Annotated in this window: 10 protein-coding genes; 4 read left to right on the top strand and 6 right to left on the bottom strand. The window is 66.1% G+C overall.

Features of this window, described 5'->3' with window-relative positions; genetic code table 11:
• Window positions 1–73: 73 nt before the first annotated feature.
• Complete coding sequence (gene xerD, locus C4E04_RS02580) at window positions 74–1,015, bottom strand: site-specific tyrosine recombinase XerD (protein WP_109594675.1); 942 nt, start codon at window positions 1,013–1,015, stop codon at window positions 74–76.
• Window positions 1,012–1,158 (bottom strand): histidine kinase, encoded by a 147-nt coding sequence (locus C4E04_RS02575; RefSeq protein ID WP_109600696.1) that lies wholly within the window; start codon window positions 1,156–1,158, stop codon window positions 1,012–1,014. Before C4E04_RS02575 ends, xerD begins: the two co-directional genes overlap by 4 nt.
• A gap of 116 nt (window positions 1,159–1,274) precedes the next feature.
• Between C4E04_RS02575 and C4E04_RS02570 the strand changes: the two genes are divergently transcribed.
• The 3 genes from C4E04_RS02570 to C4E04_RS02560 are packed head-to-tail and all read left to right on the top strand — an operon-like array spanning window position 1,275 to window position 4,373.
• On the top strand, window positions 1,275–1,904 hold the full coding sequence (locus C4E04_RS02570) for a shikimate kinase (RefSeq protein ID WP_109594672.1): 630 nt from the start codon (window positions 1,275–1,277) through the stop codon (window positions 1,902–1,904).
• On the top strand, window positions 1,897–3,039 hold the full coding sequence (gene aroB, locus C4E04_RS02565) for a 3-dehydroquinate synthase (RefSeq protein ID WP_245416211.1): 1,143 nt from the start codon (window positions 1,897–1,899) through the stop codon (window positions 3,037–3,039). Before C4E04_RS02570 ends, aroB begins: the two co-directional genes overlap by 8 nt.
• Before the next feature lie 2 nt (window positions 3,040–3,041).
• Window positions 3,042–4,373, top strand: coding sequence for an HlyC/CorC family transporter (locus tag C4E04_RS02560; RefSeq protein ID WP_109594668.1), 1,332 nt, complete (start codon window positions 3,042–3,044; stop codon window positions 4,371–4,373).
• Between the two features lie 21 nt (window positions 4,374–4,394).
• On the opposite strand, the gene C4E04_RS02555 is transcribed toward C4E04_RS02560, so the two are convergent.
• From C4E04_RS02555 to C4E04_RS02540, 4 genes are all read right to left on the bottom strand, one after another.
• Window positions 4,395–6,206: a glucan ABC transporter ATP-binding protein/ permease gene (locus C4E04_RS02555; RefSeq protein WP_109594666.1), complete on the bottom strand. Its 1,812-nt coding sequence runs from the start codon at window positions 6,204–6,206 to the stop codon at window positions 4,395–4,397.
• A 177-nt stretch (window positions 6,207–6,383) separates the two neighbouring features.
• The gene (locus C4E04_RS02550) at window positions 6,384–6,881 is read right to left on the bottom strand and encodes a CAP domain-containing protein (RefSeq protein ID WP_109594664.1); all 498 of its coding nucleotides are present in this window, start codon (window positions 6,879–6,881) and stop codon (window positions 6,384–6,386) included.
• Window positions 6,882–6,886: 5 nt separating this feature from the next.
• The gene (locus C4E04_RS02545) at window positions 6,887–9,418 is read right to left on the bottom strand and encodes a DUF3772 domain-containing protein (protein ID WP_109594662.1); all 2,532 of its coding nucleotides are present in this window, start codon (window positions 9,416–9,418) and stop codon (window positions 6,887–6,889) included.
• Between the two features lie 143 nt (window positions 9,419–9,561).
• Window positions 9,562–9,849 (bottom strand): hypothetical protein, encoded by a 288-nt coding sequence (locus tag C4E04_RS02540; RefSeq protein ID WP_109594660.1) that lies wholly within the window; start codon window positions 9,847–9,849, stop codon window positions 9,562–9,564.
• Window positions 9,850–10,195: 346 nt separating this feature from the next.
• Here C4E04_RS02540 and C4E04_RS02535 point away from each other — a divergent pair, with 346 nt between their 5' ends.
• The gene (locus C4E04_RS02535; RefSeq protein WP_109594658.1) at window positions 10,196–12,946 is read left to right on the top strand and encodes a glycoside hydrolase family 2 protein; all 2,751 of its coding nucleotides are present in this window, start codon (window positions 10,196–10,198) and stop codon (window positions 12,944–12,946) included.
• Window positions 12,947–12,988: the final 42 nt, after the last annotated feature.

The following is a 12,988-nucleotide window of genomic DNA, read 5'->3' as shown; positions in this document are numbered from 1 at the left end:
AGGGTTCTAGCGTGTCGGGAAGAGAATGCCGTCCAGCGTCAGCCGGCCGCAGCCCTGGCGCCGAAAGGGTCCGTTACCCCTCCGGACTCGCTCCCGACGCAAGCGGATGCAGGTCGCGCACCATGCTCTTCAGGCGCTCGTCCAGCACGTGGGTATAGATCTGCGTGGTCGAGATGTCGGAATGGCCGAGGAGTTCCTGAACGATCCGTAGATCCGCCCCGTTCTGGAGGAGGTGGCTCGCGAAGGCATGGCGCAGCACGTGGGGGCTGACCTTGTCGGCACGCAGTCCTGCCGCCCCTGCGACGGCCTTCAGATCGCGGGCGAAGGCCTGGCGCGTCAGGTGGCCGCTCTCGCTGTCGGCTGGGAAAAGCCAGGGTCCGGCCGCCTTCCCCTGCCCTTCGAGAAGTGCCAGATAGGCGCGGCTCGCCTCCCGCGCGGCCTCTGTCAGGGGCACGAGGCGCTCCTTGCCGCCCTTGCCCCGGACGACGAGGAAGCGGTCGCGGGTCTTCGCCGCGCCGCGAGGCAGTGCGACGAGTTCCGAGACGCGCAGTCCCGTGGCGTAGAGGAGCTCCAGAAGACAACCCATACGTGCGGCACGCAGCCGCTCCGTTGGCGAAGCCTCCTCCTGCCCGGCCGCCGCATGGGCCACCTGCAGGAGACGGTCGACCTCATCCACCGAGAGGACCTTGGGAAGCCCCCTGCCCCGCTTGGGCGCCGAGACGGCCGCGGTCGGATCGGCAGGAGCGTAGCCCTCCATGTAAAGAAACTTGTGGAACTGACGGACGGCCGAGAGGCGCCGCGCCGCCGAGGAGGCCTTCAGCCCCCTTTCCTCGAGGCTGGCCATAAAACCACGCACCGTGGCGGCCGAGGCGCTGTCGGGCCGGCCGCCGGTCTCAGTCAGATAGGCCAGGTAATCGTCGAGATCCCGCCGGTAGGCATCGAGGGTGTTCTTCGATGCGCCCCGTTCGGCCGCAAGCATGTCCAGGAAAAGGCTGGCGTGCCGCGCCCCGCTCATGGAGTGGACAGGCGACTGCTCGGAATCGGGACGGAGATCTCCCGCGGCTCGGGTTCGACCAGGGTCGCCAGGGCGAAGATGGCTGCGAAACCGATCCCGGCGAGAATGGCGACGACGACAAGAAACCGGAATAAAGTCGGCACGGGCCCCTCTTCAAGATCTCCAAGGTACAACCATGCATGGCGGACAAAGGCAAGCTTTTCCGAGATCGCCTGCCCGATCCTGTGACAGAGCAATGGCCTCGTGCTAGGACAGGACCATGAACACCATCAGCCGCTTCAACTCCCTCGATGAAGCCGGCGGGCAGGACGACCGAGACCGGGGCGGCCACCCCATCGCCCGGCAACTCGGCTCGCGTTCCCTCGTGCTCGTCGGCCTCATGGGCGCCGGGAAAAGTACCGTGGGCCGGAGGCTCGCCCAGAAGCTCGGCCTGCCGTTCCGCGATGCGGATCACGAGATCGAAGCCGCCGCGGGCATGAGCATCGCGGACATCTTCGCTATTCACGGCGAAGATCATTTCCGCGATGGCGAGAGGCGCGTCATCGCCCGCCTCCTCCAGGAGGGCCCCATGGTCCTGGCGACCGGGGGCGGCGCCTTCATGAACGAGGAGACCCGGATCGCCATTGCGGAAAACGGCGTCTCGGTCTGGCTCAAGGCGGATCTCGACATCCTCATGCGGCGGGTGCGCAAGAGGGCCACACGCCCTCTGCTCAAGACCGCCGACCCGGAAGGGACCATGCGCCGCCTGATGGAGATCCGCTATCCGGTCTATGCAACCGCCGACGTGACGGTCTATTCGCACGAGGCGCCGCATGAGCGGGTCGTGGCCGACACCATCCAGGCCCTCAAGGATTGGTTCGACGAGCATGGGAGTTCTTCCGGTGAGTAGTCTGGCGGCACGGTTGCCGGAAACAGGGACGATCACGGTCCCGGTTCCCCTTGGAGACAGGGCCTACGAGATCCTGGTCGGGCGCGGCCTGCTCGAGAGCGCGGGGTCGCGCATCGCGGCCCTGGGTGCCCGCGCCGCCGCCATCGTCACCGACGCGCATGTGGGACCGCTCTATGCCGGGACCCTGGCCGAGAGCCTGCGGCAGCAGGGGCTGAGGGTCGAGACCTTAACCCTGCCCCCGGGCGAGGCGACAAAATCCTACACGTCCCTGGAGAAGGTCTGCGACTTCGCCCTGGAGGCAAGGATCGAGCGCGGCGATCTCGTGATCGCCCTCGGCGGCGGCGTCGTCGGGGATCTCGCGGGTTTCGCGGCTGCCGTCGTGCGCCGTGGTGTGCGCTTCGTCCAGGTGCCCACCAGCCTGCTGGCCCAGGTGGATTCGTCCGTCGGCGGCAAGACCGGCATCAACTCGCGCCACGGCAAGAACCTCGTCGGCGCCTTCCATCAGCCGAGCCTCGTCCTGGCCGATACGGCCGCCCTCGACACCCTTCCCTTGCGTGAGATGCGGGCCGGCTACGCGGAGGTGGCGAAGTACGGCCTCATCGACGATGCCGCCCTCTTCGACTGGTGCGAGGCGAACTGGCGCGGAGTCTTCTCGGGCGGACCGGAGCGTGACGAGGCTGTCGCCCGGAGCTGCCGGGCCAAGGCCGCCGTCGTCGTGCGCGACGAACGGGAGGACGGGGATCGCGCCCTGCTCAATCTCGGCCATACCTTCGGCCATGCCCTGGAGCGGATCACACGCTACGATTCCGCCAGGCTCGTCCATGGAGAAGGCGTGGCAATCGGCCTGTGCCTGGCCTTCCGGTTCTCGGCCTCGCTCGGGCTCTGCCCCGAGGCTGATGCTCAGCGCGTGGAGGCTCACCTCGCCGCCGCTGGACTTCCGACGCGCCTGAGCCATGTTCCCGGAGGCTGCGGCACCGTGGAGGAGCTGCTTGACGCCATGGCGCAGGACAAGAAGGTGAAGGGCGGAGCCCTCACGTTCATCCTGGCACGGGGCATCGGGCAAAGCTTCATCGCTCCCGGCGTCGCGGTGGACGATGTCCAGTCGTTCCTGGCGAAGGAAATCAACGTAGCTTGACCATGATCGAGGATTCCTCCGGCGAGCTCTGGGTCGCGGCCCTGGTCGTGATCTTCTGCCTGCTTCTCTCGGCCTTCTTCTCGGCCGGCGAGACCGCCTTCACGGGCGCCTCACGCTCGCGCATGCTCTTCCTGGAGAAGAACGGCGACGGGCGCGCCGCCCTGGTGAACCGCCTGCTCCAGATGCGTGAGCGCCTCATCGGCACGGTTCTGATCGGCAACAACATCGTCAATATCGGCGTCTCGGCCTTTGCGACCAGCGTGCTCGTGGCGATCTTCGGCGACGGCGGAGCGCTCTATGCGACCGTCATCATGTCGGTCCTCGTGATCGTCTTCGCGGAGGTGATGCCGAAGACCATCGCCATTTCGTCCCCCGACACCGTGTCCCTGGCCCTGTCGCGGCCTATGACCTGGGTGGTGGCGATCATCGGCCCCCTGGCCATAGCCATCGAGCGCCTGGTGCGCCTCATGCTGCGGCCGTTCGGCATCCGGATCGGCGCCAACACACCGATCCTGTCCGCCAGCGAGGAACTCCGCGGCCAGCTCGATCTTCTGCATCGGGAAGGCAACGTCGCCAAGGTGGAGCGCGACATGGTGGGCGGTCTCCTGGACCTGGAGGAGCTGAGCGTCTCCGAGGTGATGGTTCACCGCACCAAGATGCGCACCATCAATGCCGACCTCTCGTCCGAGGATATCGTGCGCGAGGTGCTGTCTTCCCCCTATACGCGCCTGCCGCTTTGGCGGGGCAGCCAGGAGAACATCATCGGCGTCCTCCACGCCAAGGACCTTCTCCGGGCCCTCGACGCCGTCGGCGGTGACGCGAGCAGGCTCTCGGTGGAGAGCATCGCGCTGGAAAGCTGGTTCGTGCCCGACACCACGTCCCTGCGCGACCAGCTCAAGGCCTTCCTGGCCAAGAAGACCCACTTCGCGCTCGTGGTCGACGAATACGGCGAGGTGATGGGCCTCATTACCCTCGAGGACATCCTCGAGGAGATCGTCGGCGACATCAAGGACGAGCACGACCTGTCCGTTCAGGGCGTGCGGCCGCAGCCGAACGGCTCCGTGAACGTGGACGGCTCCGTGCCGATCCGCGACCTCAACCGGGTCATGGACTGGAACCTGCCCGACGAGGAGGCGACGACCATTGCCGGGCTCGTCATCCACGAGGCCCAGGCGATCCCGGATACGGGCCAGATCTTCACCTTCCACGGCTTCCGCTTCCAGGTCCTGCGCAAGTCGCGCAACCGGATCACGGCCCTCAGGATCACGCCCCTGGCGATCGCCCGGAAAGCCGACGAGGCATCCGCGCTGGTGGCGCGGCGAAACCGGGCCTGAAGCCCGCAGCCGGAATTTGCCTTACGGCAGCGGCACCGCCTCCAGACGGCCCGACTCGGGCCGGCGCTGCGCGGTCTCCTCGCTGGCGATGAACTGCGCCTTCGCCAGCTCCGCGAAGCGCCCGCCCTGGGCGACGAGTTCGTCGAAGGTGCCGGATTCGACGATCTGCCCCTGATCGAAGACCAGGATCCGGTCGGCATTGCGGATCGTCGCAAGCCGGTGGGCGATGACGAAGGTCGTCCGGCCTTTCATGACCTCGTCGAGGGCCAACTGCAGCTTTCGCTCGGTTGCGGCATCGAGGGCGCTCGTCGCCTCGTCGAGGATCAGGATCGGCGGGTTCTTCAGGAGAGCCCGGGCAATGGAGAGCCGCTGACGCTCGCCGCCGGACAGGGAGCGCCCGCGCTCTCCGATCAGGGTATCGAGCCCTGCGGCCTGGCGGGAGATGAACTCCACCGCCTGCGCGCGCTCCAGGGCCTCGATCATCTCGGCATCGGTGGCGTCCGGCCTCCCGACCTGAAGGTTCTCGCGGATCGTGCGTGCAAAGAGCATCGGCTCCTGGAACACCACGCCGATATTGCGCCGGAGCGAGGACAGGGTGAGGTCCCGGATATCGATGTCGTCGATGCGGATGGCGCCGGATTGGGGATCGAAAGCCCGGTGCAGGAGCCCGAGCGTCGTCGACTTGCCGGACCCTGTAGCGCCAACGAGGGCCATCGTCTCGCCCGGCTGGGCCGTGAAGGTGACGTCCTGAATCGCCGGACGCTTGCCGTCATACGAGAAGCTCACGTCCTCGAACGCGACCTTTCCGGCGAAGCGCGGAATTTCCTTGGCATTGGGGCGGTCGCGGACCGCCGGCGCCGTATCGAGAATCTCGAAGAACTCCCGCATTTTCGGCGCCTGCATGAAGAGCTGATTCACGAAGCTCACCGCCTGCTCCAGCCGCGCGATCAGCATCGTGGCGATGCTCATGAACATCACGACCTCGCCGATGGTCGCAAGGCCGTTCAGGTGAAGCCCCGTGCCGACGAGGAAAATCGCCGTGACGGTAATGGTCGCGGACGCGCGCGATGCCACCGACGCGACCGCCCACCAGGAGAGCACCGGATTCTGTGCCTGGAGGAGCTGGCCGATGATGGCCCGCAGGGACCCGGCCTCCGCCTCGACCCGCGTGAAGGACTGGATCACCGGGACGTTGCCGAGGGCATCCGAGGCATGCTCCGCGAGGCTCGAATGATAGCGCTCGACAGCGCCCTGGAGGCTCTCGGTCTTGCGCAGCACGATGGTCGTCACCACCGCGAAAACGCCCATGAGGGCAACAAGGAGGAGCCCAAGGCGCCAGTTGAGGAACACCGTCAGGGGCAGCAGAATGACAAGGGCGATCAGTGCCGCGAAATGTTCGCGGAAGAAGCCGAGCCAGAGCCAGGCCATGCCGTTGGAGCCTTCCAGCATCACCTTCAGGACCCGTCCTGAATGGGTCGATGTGTGGAAGGCCAGCGGCAGCTCCAGGACGTGCTCGAAATAGTTCGCGATCACGGCCAGGCGGCGCCGATGGGAGAGCCGGTCCGCATGGAGCGCGACGAGCACTCCGGCGCCGATGGAGAAGAAGCCGAACGCGACCCAGGCCAGGATGAGGGGCAGGAGGTCCGAGAAGGTGATCGGCGCCGCGTTCGGGGTCTGGGCCCGGGTCAGCACGTCGATGATGCGGCCGAACAGGATGGGCTCGGCGAAGGCCGAGATGGCGAGGGCCACGTTCGCCATGGCCAGGAGCGCCCCGATCCGGAGATCGGAGCCGAGCTGGCCCAGGACGCGGACATAAAGACGGATCAGCCACATGCGCCGTCACCCGCCGCAATCCTCCCGGCCCAAGAGCCGGAGCCTGCCCAAACCCGTCCCTGCATCGCATCGCCCTCGCTGTCCCGGGGCCTGCTTCATAAAGCGAAGCCTGCGACAATCAACGGCGTTCCCGTGACTTTGTTCGGGAAAAGCCCCGCTCTGGCGTCGGAAGACCGGTCAGCGCCTGTCGGCCGCCACCGCGAGAGCCCAGTAGACCTTGTATTTCGAGCTTGGCGTATAAGCGGTCGCGATGGCGATCCGGGAGGCCTGGGGATCCGTGAGGACCCGGTCGTGTTGCGGGCTCTCGCGCCAGCCCGAGAAGGCCTCGGCCAGGGTGTGATAGCCGGCCGACAGGTTCGCGGCTGGGGCTTTGTATCCGGCTGAGGCCAGGCGGGCCTTGAAGGCATCCGCCGAGCTCGGCCGGTCGGCCGCCGCCATGGCCCGCGCCTCGGACTCGGCGGCTGCCTGGAGCTCCGGGTCGAGCGCCAGGGGCGGAAGGCCCTTGTTGCGGCGATAGGCGTTGATCATGTCGCGGGCCATGGCGGCATCGACCGTGGCATCCGCCCTGGCCATGGATGCGTAAAAGCTCGGGGTTCCGGTGCGGCTGGCCGGGGGCGTGCCTTGGCAGGCCGCGAGCGCGAGCGCCAGGACGCTGAGGAGGGTGAGGTTTTTCATGAGGCCTACTTATCCTTGAGAAGGGTTAAGCCTTCATCCTCGTCCTGGGCGGCCTTGGGCTTGGCCTCCGGCTCCTCTTCCTCCTTCGGCGGCGCAGGCGGCTGGGCGGGCGCCGGAGGCGGCGCGCCGGTCCCCTCCTCGCGCAGCTTACGGAAGATTTCGAAATACAGATCGCTCGCGACGCGGCCCGCCGAATCGATGTCGTCGACGAAGCAGACGAGATCGAAATCGATGGTGTTCTCCGTGACCTTTTTGAAGATCACCCGCGCGGCCGGCTCGCTCATCACCTCCCGGTGCGCCAGGGCGCTCTGCCGCATGATCTCCGCCACATGATCCGGGTCCGACGCGCGGGGAACCGGCAGAGACACGAGCACGCGCCCGATCCGGTCGTTGCGGACCCGGTTGCGGACGATGCCCGAGATGAGGTTCGAGTTCGGCACGATGAGGGTCGAGCGGTCGAAGGTCTGGATCTCCGTGGAGCGCACATTGATCCGGCGTACGTACCCCTCCCCGTCGCCCACCACGACGAGATCGCCGACGCGGATGGGCCGCTCCCAGAGCAGGATGAGGCCTGAGATGAAGTTGTTGACGATGGATTGCAGGCCGAAACCGATACCGACCGACAGCGCGCCGGCAACGATCGTGACCCGCTCCAGGCTGAGGCCTAGATAAGTGAAGGCGATGACGCCCGCCGAGATGACGCCCACATAGCCCGCCGCCGTGCGGATGGAGTTCCGCAGGCCCGCATCGAGCTCCGTCGCCGGCAGGAACGTGTTGTCGAGCCAGCGCTGGATAACCCGTGTCACCGTGAAGCCGACGGTGAACAGGAGCGCCGCGATGAGGATCGACGACAGGGAAATCGTCACGTCCCCGACGCTGAAACCGAAGAAGACCGCCCGCAGGGAGCCTACCAGGTCGGTGGATTCGATCCCCCACGGAGCCAGGGCGAGCAGGATCGCCATGATGATGATGGCCAGCCGCAATGCGCCGCTCACCAGCACGCCGATCTGCTCCAGGGAGCGCCGGCGCAGGCCCGTATTGGCCTGGAGCATCGTCGAGACGCGGCTCTGGGTCCTGAAGGTATTGCTGATGAATTCGTCCGCCAGGGCGATCATGAGGATCAGCAGGGCCACGAGGATGGAGATCCAGACGGCCTGGTCCACCATGAAGGACGCCAGCGCCACATAGCCGCCGAGAACGCTGCCGACGACGATGGCGACAACGATCCAGCCCAATGTCCGCAGAGGTCCGCCGATGGAAACCTCAGGCGCCACATAGGGGCCGAGGCAGGCCTCGTCCTGGTTCGCCCGCGACGCGAAACGGCGCAGCAATTCGGCGAAGATGAGAGCCGAGGCCAGGGCAAACACCGCCCGCGTGACGACCGTGATGGGCAGGGCCGCCGCAATTGCCTGATTGAAGGAATCGAGCACCTTTCCGACCACCATGACGGTCGCCAGAGTGATGCCGAAGCTCATGATGCGCCCGGCCGACGCCTCGCTCACCGAAACCAGTCGCCATGATCCGTGGTCCGGGGCCAGGATGGCGTCGAGGAGGGCCCGCACGAAGGCGATGAACGCGATGCCGCGCAGGATGGCGGCGACGACCTGTTCCAGGCGGGGCGGAAAAAGATCGACCGCGTCGAAGGCGATCCAGAAGATCCAGCTCCCCGCAATGGCCGGGACCGTGCCCAGGAGGAGAACCGCGAAAGCCGCGAGAAGCCGGCTGCGCCGGGCCGGGTCGAGAATGGCCGGGTCGCGCCGCACCAGGCGTGGCGCAATCGACCGGCGACCGGCATAGAGGGCGATGGCCACGCCCAGGGACAGGCCGATGAGGAGCAGGACGCCGAGAGTGGCGCTGCGCTGCATCTGGCCAAGCGTGTCGCCGAAGGTGATCTTCTGCGCCCGCAGCTCCCGCGGAACGGCCTGAATGACGTCCATCCACAGCCCGAGACTAAGGATGCTGTCGCTTTTCTCGAACAGGGCACGGGTGAACCCGGCCCGGCGAAGATCGCTGATCTGGGCATCGAGCTGCTCCGCCTGGACGAGGAGCGCCCGGCTGAGCCGCTGGGTCTCGTCGAGCTCGGCCACGGCCGCCTCGCGCTCGCTGCGGTCCCGGGCGGCATCGGCGCTCTCGTCAGGCTCGCCCTCCTTGGGCTTGGGCCCGAGCTGGGCCAGCCGAGCCTTGCTGGCTTCGAGCTTGGGCGCCTGTTCGGCGATAATGGCGCGGATACTGCCGATAATGGGTTCGAGCTGCTGCCTGAGATTCTGGAGTTCCGCGTCGGATTGCGCGCGTCCCTGGATCGCCAGTTCCTTCTGCTCGAGATCGGCCTTGAAACCGTCGAGCTTGGCCCGCACCGCTTTCGTGTCTGCCGAGATCGCAGGAGCCGGCGGCGTTGCTGCCGCAGGGGCAGGTGCTGGAGCCTGGGTTTGCGCGGGGGCAGCCGGGGGGCTCTTCGGCCCTTGAGCCAGGCCGGCCGTGGTGATCCCGAAAGCCAGCATCGCGGCCAGAAGAAGCCGCCCTCGTCCCGTCCATGTCATGCGGTTTCGCCCCGTCGCAACTCTTTGAAGGCTCGTTATGCGAATCAATAAGGCGAAAAGTCGCCGCCCGAGAGGGCGTTGGCAAGAAGGACCGGGAGCGGTGGCGATCCACCGCTCCCGGGATGGAGTTCAACGCTCTGCAATCACTTCGTCTTCGTGGTGCCTGTGGCGGAAGGATCCGTAGGCGCCGGATAGGCGGGGTTGGCCGGGGATGTGCGATCCGTCGGATTTGCCGAGGAGCCGGAAGGCGAGCCGGTCACTGCCGCGCGGGAGGCCGCCTGTCCGGGATCGTCCGGCACCGTCCTGCTGGCCCAGATGAAGTAACCGCCAAGAAGGATGGCACACAGGACCAAGCCTCCGATCAGTACGCCGAGCACGGGCCGGCCCGGGGGGCCTTGCCGCGCGCGGTCGTCAGGAACAATTCGAGTCATTGTGAGCCTCGTTGCTGGGGAATCTGCCGAGCCGCGAGGCTCGACTGTGGAAGGCCAACGTCACATGACAGGAGCGGTTCCTCCATGGACGTGAGCTCCCTCCCGTCCGGCTGCCTGTCGGAGGCCCGGGACCCTCGCGGGGGATCCAATGTCAGGGTTTGGCCGTTGAGGAGTCAGACCGGGACAAGGCGCCGGAAAAGGGATCACGGATCGAAAAATGTCGGAACAATCGATGTTCGGAGACGGATCCGGCACCGCCGATGCCGAAAGCGCCGCTCCTCGCCCTCTCAGTCATGTTTTTGCCGCTTTGAATGCCCTTGGGTAATCGCTGATTCAAGGAGTTGTCATGCAAGACAATCGCATCAGCTTGGATGGGAACTGGGAATTTTTGCACGTGGCCGACGACCGAATGCCCGGCCCGGCAGAAGTGCGCGAGATCGTGGTCCCAAGCCCTTGGCAGGCCCAGTTTCACGATCTCCGGATGCGTGCCGGCATCGGGATTTACCGCAGGCTTCTCGACATTCCGGAAGACTGGCTCGGCGACAGCATATGGCTGCGCTTCGGGGCGGTTTTTCACAACGCGAAAGTCTTCGTGAACGGCGAGCCTGTCGGGACGAACGAAGGTGGGTTCCTGCCGTTTTCCTTCGACGTGACGCCCTATCTCAAGCCCGGCCCGAACGAGATCAAGGTGCGGGTGGATTCTCCCACCGACAATCCGGCCGAATTCCCCGATTCCCCTTTTGCCGAGATTCCCTTTGGGAAGCAGAGCTGGTACGGGCCCCTGTCCGGCATCTGGCAATCGGTGTTTCTCGAGCGCCGCATTCCCGACCACATGACGCGCATTCGTCTCGTGCCCAAGCGGGAGACGGGCCATGTTACGGCCGGCGTTTTCTTCGCCCGCCCCCTCAGCGATACGGCCGAGATCCGCATCGAGGTGCGCGATCCCTCAGGGACGCTGGTCCTCGATGAAACGCATGGGATTCAGGCCGGTGTGACCAGCATGCCGTTCGACTTCACCCTCGCGGATGTCAAGTCATGGTCACCGGACGAACCTCACCTCTACACGATCCGTCTGTCTCTGGTCCGGGACGGCGCTCCCCGTGACGAGCTCGGCGACCATTTCGGCTTCCGCACCATCGAGACCCGCGACGGCAAGTTCTACCTGAACGGCGAGCCGCTCTATCTGCGCGCAGCTCTCGATCAGGACTACTATCCCGATACGATCTGCACGGTGCCCTCCGTGGAGTTTCTCGAGGACCAGTTCCGCAAGGCGAAGGAGCTCGGCCTCAATTGCCTGCGCTGCCACATCAAGGCAGCGGATCCGCGGTACTACGAGGTCGCCGACCGGATGGGCCTGCTCATCTGGACGGAGCTGCCCAACGGCGGCATGGCGACCGATCGTTCTCGCGGACGCAAGGAAAAGCTCCTGAAGGGCATCGTCGACCGGGACGGCAACCATCCGTCGATCATCATCTGGACGATTATCAACGAGAACTGGGGCGTCGACCTCGTCAACGATCCCGACCATCGTGATTGGCTGAAGCGCACCTTCGCCTGGCTCAAGGCTTACGATCCGACCCGCCTGGTCGTGGACAATTCGCCGCTCGCTCCGAGCTTTCACGTGGAATCGGACATCGCCGATTATCACTTCTATGCGGCCGTGCCGGACCACCGCGACGAGTGGGACAGGTTCGTGGACGAGCTCGCGGCACGGGCCTCCTGGCTGTACTCGCCCCATGGCGACGCAGTGATTACAGGGCGCGAGCCGCTCATGTGTTCCGAGTTCGGCAACTGGGGCCTGCCCTATCCGAAGGATCTGCGCAACGACAAGGGCGAGGAGCCCTGGTGGTTCGAGACCGGGCATGATTGGGGCGAGGGTGTCATGTATGCCCACGGCGTCGAGAACCGGTTTTCCGACTGGAGCATGGACCGCGTGTTCGGCGATCTGCGCCGCTTCGTGATGGCGGCGCAGTGGCAGCAATTCCGCGCCCTGAAGTATGAAATCGAGGCGATGCGGCGTAAGCCCAGCCTGGCCGGCTATGTCATCACCGAGCTCCACGACTGTCACTGGGAGTCGAACGGTCTCCTCGACATGCGCCGCAATCCGCGGGTCTTCCACGAGCTGTTCCACATCATCAACGCCGATACGGTCATCGTGCCGAAATGGGAGCGCGTCTCGTACTGGACGGGCGAGACGGCGAGCCTCCAGCTCTCCATTGCCCATGGCGCCGGACCTGTCCTGGAAGATTGCCAGCTGGAAATCCGCCTGTGCGACGAGACACGTCGCCTCCCGATCCCGCGACTGGAAGCGCCAACGGTGCTCGATCTCGGCAATGTGGACCTTCCGGTCCCCGAACTCAGCGAGCCGGCTCTGCGGCGCCTCTCCCTTGAGCTGCGAGCCTCCGACGGACGCCTCGTCGCGCAGAACCACGTGGACTTCGCCATCCATGCGCAACGCGGCAAGCCCTCCCATGCGCGGCAACCGATCTGGTCACCGGACGAGGATATCCGGGAACGGATGAAGCTGATGGGATATACCCTGGCACGCAGCCTCGAGGAGGCCGCCATCGTGGTCTCGCGCAGCCACGACAAGGCCATTGCCGACCACGTCCGCCAGGGCGCGAGCCTTCTGCTCCTGCCGGAAACCGAACTCAGCCTGTATCCGTTCTTTCCTCATTGGCAGAACGTACAGGTCAAGTCCCGCGACGGCACCCTTTGGCGCGGCGACTGGGCATCGTCGTTCGCGTGGCTGCGCCGGGCGGGACATTTCGCCCGCTTCCCGAGCGGCCCGCTCCTCGACGAGACCATGGACCGCGTCATCCCTGACTACGTCATTTCCGGCTGCAACCTGCTCGACTTCCAGGCTCGTGTCTTCGCTGGGCTCGTCGTCGGCTGGATCCACAAGCCCGTGGCGCTTGGCGTGGAACGCTCCTATGGGCGCGGGCGGATCGTGGCTTCGACCTTCCGTCTGTTCCGGGACGAGCCGATGGCTGATCCGACCGCCACGATGCTCCTCGACAGTCTGGTGGAACTGGCCGTCGAGTCGCGAATGGCGCGCCTGGAGGAGGCTGTACGGGCTGCGGAGGCTGCCGCCTGATTGTGTTCGCATCAGGCGGCGCTCTCGGCCTGCCCGCTCAAA

It is taken from the genome of Microvirga sp. 17 mud 1-3, assembly GCF_003151255.1.
Taxonomy (GTDB): domain Bacteria; phylum Pseudomonadota; class Alphaproteobacteria; order Rhizobiales; family Beijerinckiaceae; genus Microvirga.
Note: the sequence above shows the minus strand (reverse complement) of the source record. Positions and strands in the feature narration are given on the sequence as shown.